Source organism: Rhodococcus sp. HNM0569, assembly GCF_012726205.1.
Classification (GTDB): domain Bacteria; phylum Actinomycetota; class Actinomycetes; order Mycobacteriales; family Mycobacteriaceae; genus Rhodococcus_F.
Window position 1 is genome coordinate 18,861 of record NZ_JAASAE010000014.1, and the last position, 17,626, is coordinate 36,486.

The window sequence follows — 17,626 nt, forward strand, 5'->3', positions numbered from 1 at the left end:
TGACCAATGTCGAGTGGACCTGATTCCGCCGTTTCACGTGAAACAGAGACTCGTATCGAGGAATCGGTCCCGGGGGTGGACTCCACATCGAACGTGCAGACATCGAACGTGCAGACATCGAACGCAGAGGCTTCGAATGCCGGCACCGATGTCGAGCGTGACTTCGATGACGACTTCACGGCGCCGTACGCAGAGCTCAGCCCCGACACCCCGATCGCCGTGGCCGCACATCGTGCGAGCCAGATCATGAACCCTGAATCGGTGACCCTGCCGAGGCCGGCGCACCGCCGGGTCCTCACCATCGCGAATCAGAAGGGTGGCGTCGGCAAGACCACGACAGCTGTCAACCTTGCGTCGGCACTCGCGGTTCAGGGCCTCACGGTCCTCGTCGTCGATCTCGATCCGCAGGGAAACGCGAGTACGGCGCTCGGCGTCGCACACAACTCGGGTACTCCGTCGAGTTACGAACTCTTGCTGGGTGAGGTGACCGCCGCGGAGGCTGTGCAGAAGAGCCCGCACAACGACCGGCTGTACTGCATCCCGGCGACCATCGACCTCGCGGGCGCCGAGATCGAACTGGTCTCGATGGTGGCACGCGAGGGGCGGCTCAAGAATGCTCTCAGCGAAGAGAAGCTTGCGGACATCGATGCGGACTACGTACTGATCGACTGCCCGCCGTCGCTCGGTCTGCTCACCGTCAACGCGTTGGTTGCGGCGAAGGAAGTGGTCATCCCGATTCAGTGCGAGTACTACGCGCTCGAAGGTGTCGGGCAGCTGCTGCGCAACATCGAGCTCGTGCAAGCCCATCTGAATCCCGAACTGCACGTGTCCACCGTGCTGCTGACGATGTACGACGGTCGCACGAAGCTCGCGGACCAGGTCGCCGAAGAGGTACGAAGCCACTTCGGCAACGCTGTTCTCCGCTCGGTCATCCCCCGCAGCGTCAAGGTGTCCGAGGCGCCGGGCTACGGGATGACGGTTCTCGATTACGACCCCGGATCACGGGGTGCCATGAGTTATCTCGACGCCGGCCGCGAACTCGCTGCCCGGGCCATCACGAAGCAGGAGCAAGAGCGATGAGTCAGACGCGTAGAGGTGGATTGGGACGTGGTCTCGCCGCACTCATCCCGACGGGGCCGGCTCAAAGCCCCGGGCTGGGGAATGCGGCAGCCGATGTCGTGATCGGAGCAGACCGGTCGTCGACGGTGACGCTGCCGGCTCCCGATGGTTTCACGGGAAACATCGACGAAGCGCCGGACAAGGGAGCCGCGCAGAACGCCGAATCCGATGCGCCGACGAAGCCGTCGGACGCGCCGTCGGAGACCGGCACTCCCCCTGCCTCGAAGGACTCGTCGGAGCCGGGAGAGTCGTCGGACTCGAGTGCGAAGTCGGAGCCGGAACTCGCGTCGCCGGGGGGTGCGGTGTATCGGGAGATCGCCCCCGACCTGATCGACCGCAATCCGAAACAGCCCCGTCAGGTCTTCGACGAAGAAGCGCTCGCCGAACTGGTCCACTCGATCCGTGAGTTCGGGCTCATGCAGCCGATCGTGGTGCGACCCGCCAAGGACGGCCGTTACGAACTCATCATGGGTGAGCGGCGCTGGCGTGCCAGTCAGGAAGCCGGTCTCGAGGCGATCCCCGCGATCGTGCGTGAGGCGCAGGACGACACGATGCTGCGCGACGCCCTGCTCGAGAACATTCACCGTGTCCAGCTGAATCCGCTCGAAGAAGCCGCCGCGTACCAGCAGTTGCTCGAAGAGTTCGAGGTCACCCACGAGGAACTCGCGGCGCGGCTCGGACGCTCGCGGCCGGTCGTCACCAACATGATCCGCTTGCTCAAGCTGCCGGTTCCCGTTCAGCGCCGCGTCGCGGCTGGTGTTCTGTCGGCCGGACACGCGCGGGCATTGCTGTCCATGGACGGCGGGGCGGATGCACAGGAGGCGCTTGCGGCGCGCATCGTCGCCGAGGGATTGTCCGTGCGCGCGACCGAGGAAGCGGTCACGCTCGCGAACCGAGGCGAGAACGGCGCTACCCCACCGCCGCAGCGTCGTCGGCCCATCCAGATGCCGGGGCTGCAGGATGTCGCGGAGCGGCTGTCGGATTCGTTCGACACCCGGGTCACCGTCAGCCTCGGAAAGAAGAAGGGCAAGATCGTCGTCGAGTTCGGCTCGGTCGACGATCTCCAGCGCATCGTCGCGATGATGGAGTCCCAGAAATCGGAATCCTGACGTCCCCGAGCAGCTTTCAGATGTCACCGAACAGCCTTCCGGTGTCCTCGAGGGCTTGCGAGATCGTGATCGATCAGTCGCGGTCGAAACGTCACTGTGACGGGCGGCTTCGCGAGGTGTCCCGTCGCGCGGCGACGCGTGGCGAGACCGGAAAGTGGTGTCTCTAGCGGTGTCGGTTCACATCTCACCTCTCACCCTCTCGGGGATCGACGATCTTCCGCCGCACGTCCGGCGGTGCGTTTTCTGGGAGATGGATCCGTCGACCCTCGACGACGCGAAAGGCTTCTGCGACCGAGAGTTCGAGAAGGAAGCCTGGCTGTCGATGGTGATGCTCGAGTGGGGCACGTGCGGGCAGACGGCAACGATCGGCGGCAAGCCAGCCGGCAGCGCGCTGTACGCACCGCCCCGGTCGGTGCCGCGCGCATCGACCTTCCCGACGTCACCTGCCGGTGCCGACGCAGTGCTGTTGACGAGCCTCCGACTGGAACCCATCGCCACCGAGTTCGATCTCGGCACGGACCTCGTGCGTGCCGTCGTGCGCGATCTGGTCCGACGTGGAGTGCGCGCGCTCGAGGCGTTCGGCATCAGAACGGACGGTGCCGCGACCGGCTCCCCCGACCCACTCATCCGAGGCCCGCGTGGATCCGCGGACTGCGGCCACGACGACTGCATGATCGATGCGTCGTTCCTCGAACGGTTCGGGTTCGATCTCGTTGCGCCGCACGACCGGTTCCCCAGATTCCGGCTCGAACTCGACGGCGGCCACGAGTGGAAGGAAGACGTCGAGTCCGCACTCGATCAGCTGCTGCACGAAGCGGCGGTGTCGTTTGCTCTCGAACGTGAGCGGGTGGGTGCCGGTTCACTCGGCGCACACCACGTCCGGGCGGCGCGGTCAGTCGGCGGGGGAAAGTTCCTGCGCGAGTAGTTCGGCGAACGAGAACGTGCCCGTTGGGGCGTCGTCTTGGCCGAGAAGATAGAGCCGCTTGACCGATACGAGGATCGCCTCGGCGATGACGTCGCGCGAGCGCGGGTTGCTCAGCACGGCGACGTCCGAGCCGTTGGTGAGATACCCGAGGTCGATCTGCACCGTCGGCATGTCGGTGAGGCGCAACAGATCCCACGTGCGCCCGTGCGTGCGACAGTCGAGTAGCGCCGTGCGGGCGACGATCTCGCGCTGGATGAGACCGCTGAGGACCTTGCCGATGGTCGAGGACGAGCCGTGCGAGTTGCCGAAGTGGAAGCACGCGACGCCACTCGCCGACGGGCTCGAGTTGGTGTCGCAGCGCAGCGAGATCATGAGGTCGGCGTCGAAGGCGTTCGCGCGGGCCGCCCGCTCGGCGTCGGACGGTGCCTCGTGCGCGGGACGCGACAGGAACGTCTCCATACCGGTGGCCGCCATCCGCCCCTCGAGCCGCGACGCGAGATCCCACAGGATGTCGGCTTCGGTGAGGGTGCCCGCGTCCGTCATGACGGCCGTGCCGGTGTTGCCGCCACCGAGGCCGGGGTCGATGACGATGCGTTTGCCGCTCAGCTGTGGGCCCGAGCGCCGGACGAGCTCTTCCTCGCTGATCGCGTGCGGTGAGCCGCCGGTGACGCGGGTGCCGAGCAGTTCGAGCGCGCGCAGCGTGCCCGGCCCGCAGATCCCGTCGGCCGCGATGCCCGTCTCCCGCTGGAACGAGGTGAGGGACTCGTGCGTGCGGGCCCCGAAGAATCCGTCGACGCGACCGAGGTAGAAGCCGAGGTCCTGGAGCCGAGTCTGCAGCGACGCGACGTCGTCGCCGTACAGCGGGGCGGAGAGCTGATAGATGAGTGTGCGTGCACCCAGCCGGTACGACGCTTCCTTCATCGCGCGGTAGGTGGCGGGACCGACGATGCCGTCGACGAGCAGGCCGCGCTGCTGCTGGAACGCGCGCACCGCGCGGTCGAGTGCGGCGTCGAAGGACGCGTCGGTGAGTGCAGACCCCACCAGATCGGCGGTCACGTGGATCTCGGAGCCCTGCGCGGCGCGGGCCGCGTTGTCGGAGCGGAGGAAGCCGAGCGCGGCGAGGGTACTCCGGATCTCGGCGACCGCTGGTCCGTGATCGCCGTGACGGAGTCGGTGCATACTGTGCGGCCTTCCACGTGTGGGGAGTGCGTGCGTGTCGAGGCTGTTCCGGTGCCCTGGACAGCGGTTGGGCCCCTACGAACAATCGGTCGACGTGCCACGACAGCGTCGAAGCACATCGACCGATTGTGTCAGAGCATGAGCATTTTGGGGAATTCTGCGGTCACCGCCGGATCACATTCCGGGTGCCGTCAGAGGACGGGCTCGAGGTCCTTCAGCAGCGCCGCCTTGCCCTTCGTTCCCACGATCGTGGTGAGCGGCTTCCCGTCCTTGAACAGGATCAACGTGGGGATCGACATGACCTGGAAGTCGCGCGCCGTTGCCGGGTTCTCGTCGATGTCGAGCTTCGCGATCGTGAGCTTGTCGCCGTGCTCCCCCGCGATCTCCTCGAGGACCGGAGCGATCATCTTGCACGGCCCGCACCACGTCGCCCAGAAGTCGACGAGCACGGGCTTGTCGCTCTCGAGGACGTCCTGCTTGAACGAGTCGTCGGTGATCTTGACGGTATTGGACACTGGTTCTCCGTTCGGCTGGGTGAAGGAACGCGTCAGGCCTGGACAGGCGTGCTGGCAGTCAGGCCTGGACAGGCGTGCTGTCGACCGGCTCGCCTGCGGCCGCGAGCGTGTTGGCGGTGATGTCGCCCTTCTCGGCGAGCCACCGCTCGGCGTCGATCGCGGACGAACAGCCGGTGCCCGCGGCGGTGATCGCCTGGCGGTACCGGTGGTCGACGAGGTCGCCTGCAGCGAACACACCGGGGAGGGATGTGGCCGTGGTCGGCGCCTGGACCAGCACGTAACCGTCGTCGTCGAGCTCGACCTGGCCGCGCACGAGCTCGCTGCGCGGGTCGTGGCCGATAGCCACGAACATTCCGGTGACGTCGAGCGTGGTCTCCTCGCCGGTGACCGTGTCGCGCACCACGAGGCCCGTCATCGCCGTCTCGCCGAGGACCTTCAGCGGCTGGCTGTTGGTCAGGATGCGGATCTTGTCGTTCGACTTCGCGCGGTCGAGCATGATGCGCGACGCGCGGAACTCGTCGCGACGGTGCACGATGGTGACACTGCGTGCGAACTTGGTGAGGAAGGTCGCTTCTTCCATCGCCGAGTCGCCGCCGCCGATGACGGCGATGTCCTGGTCCTTGAAGAAGAAGCCGTCGCACGTGGCACATGCGCTCACACCGCGGCCGAGGAGAGTCTCCTCGCCCGGGATGCCGAGGTACCGGGGCTCCGACCCCATCGCGAGGACGACGGCGTCCGAGTAGTACGTCTCGCCGCCCGCGACGACCCTCTTGACCGCGCCGGACAGGTCGAGTTCCTCGACGTCCTCGGTGCGGATGTCGGCGCCGAAGCGCTTCGCCTGCTCGCGCATCTCGTCCATCAGATCCGGTCCCATGATGCCTTCGCGGAAACCGGGGAAGTTTTCGACCTCGGTGGTCGTCATGAGCGAGCCACCGAACTGCGTGCCCTCGAAGAGCAGCGGCTTCAGCTCGGCACGGGCGGCGTACACACCAGCGGTGTACCCGGCAGGGCCCGAACCGACGATGATGAGGTCGTGAATCGTCGATGGAGTGGTCATGCGAGCCTTCCAGTCGTATTGCCGTCGATCGCGTCGCCGCCCGTCGGACGGCACAGCGCAGGCCGCGCACGGCCCGCGATTCGCCATGGTCAACACCAGACTAATGGCTGTTGTTCCCGCGCTCGCCTGCCGACCGACCGGCGGACCGGCCTGGTTCAGCCGATCTCCCGGCGCGCGACGAGGTCGGGCTCGCCGGCCGCGCACGACTCCCCCACTGCGAGCGCGGTGATCGCGGGCGGCTCGGAGCCAGGCAGGAGTAACAGCGTCGCGGGGACTCCGTCGATCGTGACCTGACGCGAGCCGAGGAGCGTGGCATCGGGGTCGATGCCGTTGGCGGACAGGCAACCCGCGAGCCGTTCGGCGTCGGCGAGGACGCCGGGATCGTCGGAACCGAGCAGCGACATGATGCGGCCGGGCTGGGCGTCGGCGCCCAGGTCGAGAGCGGGGCTCGGCGGCGCGGCGACGGGCGGCGTGGTGGGGCCAGGACCGGGCCCGCCCAGAGTGGGCAGGAACACGGCTGCTGCGACGGCTGCTGCGGCCGCGACACCACCGGACGCCCATGCGACGCGTCGCCGCCTACGGGCCGCATCGAGCGACGGCACGGCGGTACGCCCAGGTTCGGGCGCATCGAGAGCCGGTGCAGCCACGGGACCGTCCAGGGGCGGCGCAGCCGCAAGGGCCTCGTGTATGCGGGCGGCGACTTCGGCCGGCATCGTCGCGTCCGCATCGCGCAGTCCGTGCAGGTCGAGCGTGAGCGCGTCGAGCCCCGCGAGGGTGCGCTGCGCGTCTGGGTCGACCTCGATCAGTGCGTGGACGCGCCGCGCCTCGGCGTCGTCCAGGGCGCCGGCGTGGTACTCGGCCACGAGGTCGTCGGACGGTCTCTCGCCGTTCATCGTCGTACCCCCTTCGCTCGCGTACCGGTGCTGGTGGCGGCCCCTACTACAGTTCGACGCTCGCGGGTCACGATCGGTTCCCCTCGTCGCGCAAGTAACCGAGCGCATCGGCGAGCTTGCGGCGTCCGCGGGCGCAGCGGCTCTTGACGGTGCCCTGCGCGATGCCCAGTTTGTCGGCGGCCGCGGAGACCGAGTACCCCTCGACGTCGATCGCGACGACGGCGGCGCGCTGCTCGTCGGGAAGCAGCGCGAGGGCGCGGGTGAGCTCGAGCCGCAGTTCGGCCGACGACATCTCGTCGCGGGGCGCCGGGATCGTGTACTCGTCGTCGCCGAGCGGCGACGACGGCCTGGTGCGATTGCGCCGGATGCGGTCGAGGCACGAGTTGACCACGATCGCGTGGAGCCAGCTGCGGACGGCCGCGTCTCGCCGGAACGAACCCGCGGAGCGATGCGCCGACAGGAGCGCTTCCTGCAGTCCGTCGGCGGCGTCCTCCTCGTTGCGGCACGTGCGAAGAGCGACATGCCACAGATGGTGGCGGTGGCGGTCGAACAGCGCGGCGAACGCGTGTGGATCGCCCGCGACGTGCGCGTCGAGCAACTCGATGTCGGACGGCCCGTCGCCGTCCTCCCCCCTCAGGATCCGCACGCGCGGATGCTAACGCACGAGCGGGCGTTCACCGGGTCAGGACGCGGACTCGATCGCGATCTCGGCGATCTTGGACTGGTTCTGTCCGCCCGACGAACCGAGGCCGGTGATCCACACGAGGACGTTCTGCGTGGGTGCGTCGTTCGTGACGGGTACCTCGGTGACGCCGTCGCGCAGGTTGGCGGTTCCGATCACCTGCGTCTGGCCGAGAGGTGCGTTCGTCGAAGTGGCGGAACGGATTTCGACCTCTGTCCCCGGAGTGGGCGACGTGATGCTCACCTTCGACAACGGAACCGATTCGGGCAGCGTCACCATCAGGCCGACGCCGTTCTTGAGCGCCGGGAACGGTTGGTAGTACGCGTCGGTGCTCCACAGCGTGGCAGGGTCGCCGTCGATCGCGAGCCGGGCGTTGGCGGCGCCGTCGGGTGTGCCCTGCGGCGAGAACACGGTGGCCGACCTCGGGGTGACCGGGGTACCCGCAGCAGGCGTTGCCGGAGGTGCGGACGTGGGTGCCTCGGCACTGGGAGCGGCAGGCTCGGAGGTGAGGCCGATGTCCGATTGGGACAGTGGCGCATCCGAATTCGATCCGGTGAGGAAGTTGGCGAGCCAGAAGCCGAGCAGTGCGAGCACGACGATCGTGACGACGCCGAGACCCGCGAGGGCGATCAGCATCCGGTTCGACTTCTTCTTCTCCGCGGCAAGCGCTTCCGGGTCCGACAGCGAATGTTCGGGATCGACGCTCCGTTGTCCGAGCCGGAGCGCAGGAATGAGCTCGGTCTTGTCGTTGACGACGGTCGCCTGATCGAGAATGTGCTGAACCGTTGCCGCGGTGCGGATTCCACCATTCGGCTCGAGCGAACGCACCGCGACGGCGGAGATGTCGAAGGGCACCTCGGGGCGCACGGCGCGCGGTGCGAGCGGCAGGCCGGTGGAGTCGAGTTCGGCCGGTCGCAGACCGCCGACGGTCGCAGGTCCGCGGCCTGCGGCTCCGTTCGGGTCGCTGAGCGGCCAGCGTGCGGTGATGAGGGCGTAGAGCATCGCGCCGAGTCCGTGCACATCCGTTGCCGAGTCGGCGTCCGCGAGTGTGCCGGGGAAGGCGAGCACGGCGTCGCCGTTGATGCTGATGCGCACGCGGTCCGGGTGGTCGATGGACAGTGCGCCACCCGCGCGGTGCGCCGTCTCGGCGGCGGCGGCGAGAGTACGGATCGCGCGGGCCGCGCCGATGGGTGACGGTGTGGTGGCGGCCATCTCGCGCAGCGAGCGTCCGGGTGTCCACTCGGCGACGACGATGCCACCCGAGCTGCCGCGTACGACGTCGAGAACGCGCGCGAGACCTGGCGAGTTGATCCGGCCGAGCCGCAGGGTGCGGGACAGGATCGCTTGCGGGCCTTCGGGTCCCGTCGACACTGCCCGCTGGTCGGCATCGACGAAGGTGAGCGCGACCTCGCGGTCGAGCTTGACGTCGAGCGCCTGCCAGAACTGGAGGCCGCGGGCGCCGCCGTGCGGGGTGAGCAGGCGGTAGCGGCCGCCTGCGACGGATGCGCCGGGGATGAGCTTGGGGCCGCGGGGTGTGCCGCGACCCGATGCGGCGGCGGGCGGCACGGGTGCGGTGGCAGGCGCGACCGACGGGCCCGCCTGGGTGGGTGCCGGTTGGTCGCCACCACGGGCCGGGGACTGGTCGCGGTCGGAAGTGCCATCCGCGGGACCGGCTCCGGGGGCTTCGCTGCGCACCGCCGCGTCGGAGGTGTCGGGGCCGGCAGGGGTCTCGGGGTCGGCAGGGGCATCGGGGCCGGTGGCGTCCGCGCCGGCGGCCTCGGGACCCGCGGGCGCCTCGGCACCCGGCGTGACTCCGGACAGCGACGAGCCCGGTGCCGTCGTCGACCCCGGGCCGTCGGCAGCAGCATCGGTGGGAACGGGGTCGGTGGCAGGCGTCTCGGCCGCGCCGGGACGCTCGCCTCCCGCACGCGGCGGGGCGGACTTGCCGGGAGGTTGAGGCATACGCATCGTCTTGGGCGCGTCCGGCTGCGCGTTCTGCGAATCACGTTCGGACGCATCGACCATGGCCCGGCCGGCGCCGGTCGCGCCGGTAACGTCGTCGTCGCTCACCCTCACTCCTTCACCCTCGAATGCGCGGCTCCGACCGGTCCCCGATCCGACGTGCCCGCGTCCAGCGTACGGGAGCCGAGGACCTGCGTCGTCGTGCCGCACGCCGACACGGATCGCCGGCATCATCACGGTCTCGGCGTCCGTGACCGGGTCGGGCCGGAACGCCTCCCGTTCGGGCGTGGGCGCCGCGTCGACGGGCAGCCCGCGCAGGCGCCGGATCCTGCGGGACACGGCCACCGTGATCGCGACGACCTCGGGGATCTTCGCGAACCACAGTATGGCAAAGGTGACCAGCAGCATCAGGACTCCGCTGATCCCGACGCGCACCATCGAGCCGAGCCCGCCGAAGCCGCTGCTGAGTCGATCCATGCCGACGAGCCGGTCGGCGCCGAGCGTGAGCGCGGCACCCACCGCGGACGCCATGACGACGATCCACACGGTGCGGCCGACATTCGCCATCTTCAGGTCGCCGAGACTGCGGTGCAGGAGCCAGCCGCCGATGAACGCGCCCACGAGATAGCCGAGTCCGTTGGCGGCGCCGAGGCCCACGACGACATGCTCGGAGTCGGCGACGACGTACGGCACGAGCAGCGAGAGCACGATCTTGACCGACGTGATGCCGAGGACGATCCACGTGGGCGTCCACGCCTGTTCGCGCGCGTAGAACACGCGCAGGTGGATCAACACGAGGGCATACGGGATGAGCGTGAACGCCGACCAGCTGACTGCCTGGCCGAGCCTGCTCGCGTCGTCGGTGCCGAAGTTGCCGTAGCCGTACAGTGCTTCGCCGACCTGGGGGCCTGCGAAAGTCAGGAACGTGACGATCGGGACGAGCGCGATCATCGTCAGCCGGGTCGCGACCGAGAGGTCGTCGACGACGGCAGGCGTGTCCTCCGCCGCGGCGTTGCGACTGAGCCGCGGCATGATCGCGGTGAGCACCGTGACGCCGAGGACGCCGTAGGGCAGCTGCAGCAGCAGCCACGCATTGGTGTAGATCGCAGGACCCGCGGGATCGGCGCCTGCCGACACGCGCGTCGCGATGATCATGCCGACCTGGCTGATCGCGACGTACAGCACGATCGCGACGGCCATTCCGCCGAACTGCTTGAGCCGCGAGTCGAGACCCCACAGCGGCTTGAGCGAGATGCCCTGGCGGCGGATGGCGGGAACGAGGCTGAGCACCTGCACCACGACGCCCGCCGTGACACCGAGACCCAGTAGCAGCAGTTTCGGATTGCCCATGCTCACCGGGTCGAGGCTGATCTCGCCGGGCGTGAGCCAGAACAGGGCGAGGACGACGAGCACCGTGACGTTGTTGAGCACCGGCGCCCACGCGCCGGGCCGGAACACCTGGCGAGTGTTGAGGATCGCGGTGAGCAGCGCGGTCATGCCGTAGAACACGATCGCGGGCAGCAGGAGATACGCGAGCGCCGTGGACAGCGCGACGTTGACCTCGCCGTCGCTCGGCAGGAAGAACCTGACGAGCAGCGGCGCGGCGGCCGTCGCGAGCAACGCGGCCCCGCCCAGCAGACACAGGCTCGCGGTGAACAGTCTTCGGACGAAGGCCGCTCCCTTGTCCTCGTCCTCGCGTTCGGCGCGGACCAGCACGGGGACGACGATCGCTGTGAGCACGGCGCCGAGCACGAACTCGGAGATCATCGTGGGGATCTGCGACGCGACGGTGAACGAGCTGGCCACTGCGGCGCCGAGCGTCGTGAGCAGCAGCAGCTGCTTCGCGAAGCCGGTGATGCGGCTGATCAGCGTCGCGATCGCGATCGACCCGGTGGAGGCGAGCAGGCGCGAGTTGGGCCGGTCCGGTTCGTCGGGGGCGTCGTCCTGCGGCTCGTGGGCGGCGTAATCCGGGACCGGTGGGAGGTCGGGGGTGTCCCGGTCGATGCGGATCGCGGGGAACTGGATCGTGGGCGCTTCGTCCCAGCGCAGTTCGGGATAGCGGTAACCGCGGTCCCACGGCGCGAGGCGTTCGCCCGAGCGTGCCTCCCGCGGCGCGTGCGTGGGCTGCGGGGGGCCCGGATCGAGGCGCGGCGGCGGCGCCATCTGCTGGGTTCGGTCCGGGGACTGTGGCTGGTGACGCGGCTGTGGGTGACCCGGCTGTTCGTGACGCGGCGGTTCACGGCGAGGGGGCGGGGGTGGCTGCCTGCGTTGCGCTTGCCGAGGATCGCGCCGGCCCGGCGGCGGGCCCTGGCGAGGTGGGCGGACCGGGTCGGCGGGACGCTGGTCGGGGCCCGATCGGGCATGCTGCCCGGGTGGCAGGCGTGCGTCGGGAACGCGCCGTCCGCGCTCGGGCGTGTTCCCGTTCATGTCCGTTCGTACCCTTCGTCGGCCGGGTCTGGCTGGCCCCGGAAACGATGCCACAGACGTCGACCGGCAAGGAACAAAAGGAGTGCTCCCGCACAGCCCGTGAGGACTGCGAGGGCCTGGCCGTATGCGTTCGATCGCACGGTCACACTCGTGGGCTCGCCGAACTGGCGTCCGTCCATGCTGGTCAGCGAAAACTGCACGACGAGCTTGCGCGAGTCGTCGATCTCGGTGGGGACAGTGAGAGTGCGGCTGCCCCGTGGCGGCAGTTGGGTCGGCCCGATGTCGGTGATCTTCATCTCGTCGGGGGCCTGGACGTGCAATTGGACGGTGATGCCGATCGGCAGCTCGTTGCGCGCGACCAGCAGCAACGGGCTCTGCTCCGACGTCAATGTGTACACACCGCCGGGCGACACGACGGTGACTGCTCCCCACAGCCGGTCGAGACCTGCCGCGACCTGGTTGACGCGCGTGGTCGACGCGTCGTCGGCGTGGGCGGCGCGGTCGTCACGGCGGTGTGCGAGCGACATCGCCCGCAGCAGGTCGCCCCGCAGCGGGCTGGTGAACAGGGCAGGCGTGAGCTGGGCTTGGGGGTCGAGCACCAGCGCGTCGGTGAGGTCGTCGATGCGCGGCAACTGGTCGGCCGCGGCGGCGCGCACGTGTTCGGGCACACCGTCGACGACGACCTGTTCGGGTGCGGCGAGTTCGGCCGAGCCGACCGGTGCGGAGGACAGGACGTCGGACAGCGGCCGCGGCGTCGCGAGCCCGGTGCGCAGCAGGTCGCCGATCGTGGCGAGCAGGGCGGACGACTCCTTCGGGCCCGCCGTCCACAGTTGCGGCGGTACGACGAGCGACGACCGGTTCGCGAGACCCTCGGACGGTGGGGTGAGCGCCGACCACGCGACGGCACCGAATGCGTCCTGCAGGCGCGCGGTGCGCGAGTCGTCGGACAGCGCGTAGCGCGCCGACTTCGGCACGAACGACGGGGTCTGCGGTGTCTCGCCGACCCCGGCGAGCGCCGCCGACACCGACGGATCGAACAGCACGGCGTCGAGTGCGCCCGCACGGTCGTCCGAGATCGGTGGGTCGGGCAGGCCGACGCGTACGCGATGGCCGATTCCGGACGCCCGTTCGTCGCCCGCGCCCTCGACCGTGTTGGCGGCGACGAGTGCGACGCGCGTGCTGCTCCCCCGCGCGACCTGCGCGGCAGCGGGAGTCAGGGCACCGGCGTCCGGCCAGACGAGGTCGCGCACGGACGTCACGCCGAGCACACGGTCGATCGTGTCGGCGGGCGTGTCGACGGCGGCGGCCGTGACCTGGGGGTCGCCGACCGCGCCCACCGCACGCAGGTCGACCTGTGCGAACGGCAGGGAGGTGACGCACATCGACGCAGCGAGCTCGCGCAATCGCGTGAGCCACTCGGTCGCGGCATCGCGTCCGGTGCCGTCGTGGGCCGCCCCCGACGGGTCCGCGACGTCGTCGACCACGAGATAGCCGCGCGTCATGTCCTCGACCGTGCCGAGCAGGTCCGGGTCGACCGCAAGGCACATGCTGCTGCGGAGCGCGTGCGTGCGGTCCTGGTTCTCGCGGGTCTGTTCTTCGACGGCCGCGAGGAGCCCGTCGAGCCGGCCGCCGTCGGCGAGTGACGTCGCGAGGGTGTCGTCGACGAGCCGGGTCGGTTCGGTGGGTGAGCCGGGCATGCCCGCGGCGCGCTTGGGCTCGTCGGCGAACGGCCACACGACCGTCATCCCGACCGGTGACGACGTGTCGGCTTGCTTCGCCCCGTCGCCGGGCAGGCTGGTGACCGGCAGCAGGAAGCGCGCCTCGTCGAGTCGTGCGGCACCGCCGTAGTCGGGCGTGCCGTTGACGTTGACGAGCATCGGGTAGACACCGGGGTCGGTGATGTCGAGCGAGAGATCGGTGTCCGACGTGAGCGGCAGCGACAGCCGGAACGGCGCGCTCTCGCCGCGTCCGAGCTCGTCGGACACCGTCTCGAAGGTGCCGACGGTGTCGAAGTTCGACTGGTCGAGGCTCAGTGCGGTGCGCAACTGCGGGCTCGACGTGACCGCGGGCGCGCGTTGGAGTCGCACGCTGACGTCGCTGACCGCGCGGTCGCCGATGTTACGGACGCTGCCTTCGACGGTGACGGTGCCGGGGCTCGCGGTCGTGACGGTTTCCGGCGTGACGGACTCGATGTCGAGGCGCAGAAATCGCGGTTCGTCGGTCGCGCCGGTACCGGGCGACTCGGGGGCGGCGTGTGCGGGCGCGGCGTGTGCGGGGTGCGCGGCGACGCCGATACCCACCAGGAGGAGGGTGACGACGCTGGCCAGCACGGCGCGCACCCTGTGACGTGCCGGGCTCATCCGACGCTGGTGCCCGGGTCCGGTGTGTTCGGCCGCGTTCCGTTCGAGCCGCCCGCGCGGTCACGGTCCATCTGCTCGATCAGCTCGTCGGCGACCCGCGCGAGCCGTCGTTCGTCGGCGTACGCGAGGCGCGAGCCCAGCTCGTGCAGGGGCACCCACGCGACCTCGGTGACCTCGACGTCCTCGTCGGACAGCTCGCCGCCGAGGAAGCGCAACAGGTAGTGGTGGACGGTCTTGTGGATGCGTCTGCCCTCGGTGACGAACCAGTAGTCGATGCTTCCGAGGGACGCGAGGACCGTGCCCTGGATGCCGGTCTCCTCGTGAACCTCGCGGACTGCGGTCTGCTCGGCCGTCTCGCCCTGCTCGATGTGCCCCTTCGGCAGCGACCACAGCAGCCTGCCGCGGCGATCGGTGCGGCCGATGAGCGCGGCGCACTGCTGCTCGCGGGGACCGCCCAATCCGCTCACGACCAGGCCGCCTGCGGACGTCTCGCGTACCGTGCGCATACGCGGACCTGCTGGTTTGCCGCCCGAGCCGCGCCGCCGCGAGGAGCTGCGGCTGCGATTGGCGCGATCGGCGGGTGACACCTCATCGATACTAGTTGCCACCGGACGCGACTTCCGTCACCGACGCAGCCCGGCCGGAGGCGTCACGGGGCGGTTCGGGCCGCCGGTAAGCTTCGGTCGTGTGAGTGCCCCGATCGAACGCGACGACACCCAGCGCCCGGACCACACGGAATCCGGCGAGCGCAGGCAACGTCTGCTCGCGGGGGCAGCGGCCACGCTCACCGGTCTGTCCGACGTCCTCGCCCCGCTCGCCGACCGGTTCGCGGCTGCCGGACACGAGCTGTACCTCGTCGGCGGCAGCGTACGCGACGCGGTGCTCGGCCGGCTCGGCAACGATCTCGACTTCACCACCGACGCGCGGCCCGCCGAGGTGCAGAAGCTGCTGCGCGGCTGGGTCGACACGCAATGGGACACGGGTATCGAGTTCGGCACCGTGAGCGCGGCGAAGCGCACGGGCGGCGACGACGGGCACGCGCCGGTCGAGCACCTGATCGAGATCACGACCTTCCGTGCCGACGCGTACGACCGGGTCTCGCGCAATCCGATCGTGCAGTTCGGCGAGTCGCTCGAGGACGATCTGGTGCGCCGAGACTTCCGCGTCAACGCGATGGCGGTGCGGCTCGGAGCCGACGGGCTGCAGGAGTTCACCGACCCGCTCGGGGGCATGGACGACTTGCTCGCCGGCCTCCTCGACACTCCCGCGACGCCGCAGGAGTCGTTCGCCGACGACCCGCTGCGGATGCTGCGGGCCGCGCGTTTCGTGTCGCAACTCGGCTTCACACTCGCTCCGCGGGTGCACGACGCGATCGTCGACATGGCGTCGCAGATCACGCGCATCACCGCCGAACGGGTGCGCACCGAACTCGACAAGCTGATCCTCGGCGAGTTCCCGCTCGACGGCATCGACGTCATGGTCGACACCGGGCTCGCCGAGTACGTCATCCCCGAGATCCCCGCGATGAAGCTCGAGATCGACGAGCACCACCAGCACAAGGACGTGTATCGGCATTCGCTCACGGTGCTCAGCCAGGCGATCGACCTCGAGGACGGCGATCCCGACCTCGTGCTCCGCTGGGCCGCGCTGCTGCACGACATCGGTAAGCCCGACACCAAGCGCAACGAGCCGGGTGGCGGCGTCAGCTTCCACCATCACGAGGTCGTCGGCGCCAAGATGACCCGTAGACGCATGCGCGCGCTCAAGTATTCGAAGCACATGATCGACGACGTGTCGCAGCTGGTGTTCCTGCACCTGCGGTTCCACGGCTACGGCAAGGGGCAGTGGACCGATTCGGCGGTACGCCGGTACGTCACCGACGCGGGTCCGCTGCTACCGCGGCTGCACAAGCTCGTGCGCGCCGACTGCACGACCCGCAACAAGCGCCGCGCCGCCGCGCTGCAGGCCACCTACGACGACATCGAGGCGCGTATCGCGCGGCTCGCCGAGCAGGAAGACCTCGCGCGGGTGCGCCCGGATCTCGACGGCAACGAGATCATGAAGATCCTCGGGTTGCGCCCCGGTCCGGACGTGGGGCGCGCATGGCAGTTCCTCAAGGAGTTGCGACTCGACCGCGGTCCGCTGAGCCACGACGAGGCCGTCGCCGAGCTCGAGAAGTGGTGGGCCGGGCAGCAGTGACCCGCCGGGCCGCAGGCGCGGTCACGTGCGCATGTCCATCACGATCCTGCCGTCGATGTCGCCGCGCTCCATCTCGGCGAAGATGTCGTTGACGTCGGCGAGCGGACGCACCTGGTAGGTGGGGGTGATCTTGCCCCGCGCGAAGAAGTCGAGTGCTTCCTGCATGTCCTTGCGGGTGCCGACGATCGAGCCCCGCACCGTGAGGCCGAACAGCACGGTGGTGAAGATGTCGAGCGGGAACTGTTCGGGCGGCAGGCCGACGAGCGAGACCGTACCGCCGCGCCGCAGCCCACCGACTGCCTGTGGGAACGCGTGCGCGTTGACCGCGGTGACCAGTGCGCCGTGGACTCCGCCTCCGGTCTGCTCGGAGATCTCGGCCGCCGCGTCGGGTGACGTGGCCGCGTCGACGGTCACCTCGGCGCCGTGCCTGCGCGCGAGATCGAGCTTGCGTGGATCGACGTCGACGGCGGCGACGCGCCTGCCCATCGCGACCGCGTACTGCACGGCGATGTGTCCAAGCCCGCCGATCCCGGAGACGAGGACCCAGTCACCCGGCTTCGTGTCGGTGACCTTGAGTCCCTTGTACACGGTGACACCCGCGCACAGAATCGGACCGACTGCCGACTCCTCGACTCCGGCGGGAACGATCGGGCAGTACCGCGCGTCGACGAGCATGTACGTGCCGAACGAGCCGTCCACCGAGTAGCCGCCGTTCTTCTGTGCGGGGCACAGTGTCTCCCAACCGGTCTCGCACCATTCGCACTCGCCGCACGCGCTCCACAACCAGGCATTGCCGACCAGGTCGCCCTCGGCGACACGAGTGACCTCGCTGCCGACCTTCACCACCCGGCCCACACCTTCGTGTCCCGGGACGAAAGGCGGTGTGGGCTTGACCGGCCAGTCACCGTGCGCGGCATGCAGATCGGTGTGGCACACTCCGGTGTAGTCGACCTTGACGAGCGCTTCGTGCGGCCCGGGGTCGGGTATCGCGATGTCGTCGAGGGCGAGCGGCTTGCCGAACGAGTGGACGACTGCGGCCTTCATCGTGCTCATGGACGTCTCACTTCCTGTGGTGGCTGTCCCGTTCGACGCTAACCGAGCGGGCCGCGTCGGGTACGGCAGTTCGACGTACCGGGTGCATCGCGCTCACATCGGTACCGGGGATGCTGTGAGATACCCGTCATCGAAGTGTCACGACG

At 69.5% G+C, this 17,626-nt stretch carries 13 protein-coding genes; 4 read left to right on the forward strand and 9 right to left on the reverse strand.

The window, feature by feature from the left end; all coding sequences use genetic code 11:
* Window positions 1-6: 6 nt before the first annotated feature.
* The 3 genes from HCA44_RS17070 to HCA44_RS17080 all read left to right on the forward strand — a co-directional run bounded on the left by HCA44_RS17070 (window position 7) and on the right by HCA44_RS17080 (window position 3,153).
* A complete protein-coding gene (locus HCA44_RS17070) occupies window positions 7-1,080 on the forward strand; it encodes a ParA family protein (protein ID WP_169650524.1) in 1,074 nt (357 codons plus the stop codon).
* A complete protein-coding gene (locus HCA44_RS17075; protein WP_169650525.1) occupies window positions 1,077-2,228 on the forward strand; it encodes a ParB/RepB/Spo0J family partition protein in 1,152 nt (383 codons plus the stop codon). Before HCA44_RS17070 ends, HCA44_RS17075 begins: the two co-directional genes overlap by 4 nt.
* Before the next feature lie 169 nt (window positions 2,229-2,397).
* The gene (locus HCA44_RS17080; RefSeq protein ID WP_169650526.1) at window positions 2,398-3,153 is read left to right on the forward strand and encodes a GNAT family N-acetyltransferase; all 756 of its coding nucleotides are present in this window, start codon (window positions 2,398-2,400) and stop codon (window positions 3,151-3,153) included.
* Here the strand turns inward: HCA44_RS17080 and HCA44_RS17085 are convergent.
* The 8 genes from HCA44_RS17085 to HCA44_RS17120 form a co-directional block, all read right to left on the reverse strand.
* Window positions 3,121-4,332: an N-acetylmuramoyl-L-alanine amidase gene (locus HCA44_RS17085; RefSeq protein ID WP_169650527.1), complete on the reverse strand. Its 1,212-nt coding sequence runs from the start codon at window positions 4,330-4,332 to the stop codon at window positions 3,121-3,123. The two genes, HCA44_RS17080 and HCA44_RS17085, sit on opposite strands and share 33 nt — an antisense overlap.
* A 191-nt stretch (window positions 4,333-4,523) precedes the next feature.
* The gene (trxA, locus tag HCA44_RS17090; RefSeq protein WP_169650528.1) at window positions 4,524-4,847 is read right to left on the reverse strand and encodes a thioredoxin; all 324 of its coding nucleotides are present in this window, start codon (window positions 4,845-4,847) and stop codon (window positions 4,524-4,526) included.
* Between the two features lie 58 nt (window positions 4,848-4,905).
* Entirely contained in the window at window positions 4,906-5,904 is a 999-nt protein-coding gene (trxB, locus tag HCA44_RS17095; protein WP_169650529.1) for a thioredoxin-disulfide reductase, read from the reverse strand.
* A 155-nt stretch (window positions 5,905-6,059) separates the two neighbouring features.
* Window positions 6,060-6,797 (reverse strand): hypothetical protein, encoded by a 738-nt coding sequence (locus tag HCA44_RS17100; RefSeq protein WP_169650530.1) that lies wholly within the window; start codon window positions 6,795-6,797, stop codon window positions 6,060-6,062.
* Window positions 6,798-6,864: 67 nt separating this feature from the next.
* The gene (gene sigM / locus HCA44_RS17105; protein ID WP_169650531.1) at window positions 6,865-7,443 is read right to left on the reverse strand and encodes an RNA polymerase sigma factor SigM; all 579 of its coding nucleotides are present in this window, start codon (window positions 7,441-7,443) and stop codon (window positions 6,865-6,867) included.
* 36 nt (window positions 7,444-7,479) lie between these two features.
* The gene (murJ, locus tag HCA44_RS17110) at window positions 7,480-11,604 is read right to left on the reverse strand and encodes a murein biosynthesis integral membrane protein MurJ (RefSeq protein ID WP_169650532.1); all 4,125 of its coding nucleotides are present in this window, start codon (window positions 11,602-11,604) and stop codon (window positions 7,480-7,482) included.
* 260 nt (window positions 11,605-11,864) lie between these two features.
* Window positions 11,865-14,228, reverse strand: a complete 2,364-nt coding sequence (locus tag HCA44_RS17115) for a DUF6049 family protein (RefSeq protein ID WP_169650533.1) — start codon at window positions 14,226-14,228, stop codon at window positions 11,865-11,867.
* Window positions 14,225-14,815 (reverse strand): NUDIX hydrolase, encoded by a 591-nt coding sequence (locus HCA44_RS17120; RefSeq protein WP_169650534.1) that lies wholly within the window; start codon window positions 14,813-14,815, stop codon window positions 14,225-14,227. The genes HCA44_RS17115 and HCA44_RS17120 overlap by 4 nt, the downstream gene beginning before the upstream one ends.
* A gap of 100 nt (window positions 14,816-14,915) precedes the next feature.
* Here HCA44_RS17120 and HCA44_RS17125 point away from each other — a divergent pair, with 100 nt between their 5' ends.
* Entirely contained in the window at window positions 14,916-16,427 is a 1,512-nt protein-coding gene (locus HCA44_RS17125) for a CCA tRNA nucleotidyltransferase (protein WP_346764770.1), read from the forward strand.
* A gap of 21 nt (window positions 16,428-16,448) precedes the next feature.
* On the opposite strand, the gene adhP is transcribed toward HCA44_RS17125, so the two are convergent.
* The gene (adhP, locus tag HCA44_RS17130) at window positions 16,449-17,480 is read right to left on the reverse strand and encodes an alcohol dehydrogenase AdhP (protein WP_206038288.1); all 1,032 of its coding nucleotides are present in this window, start codon (window positions 17,478-17,480) and stop codon (window positions 16,449-16,451) included.
* Between the last annotated feature and the right edge of the window lie 146 nt (window positions 17,481-17,626).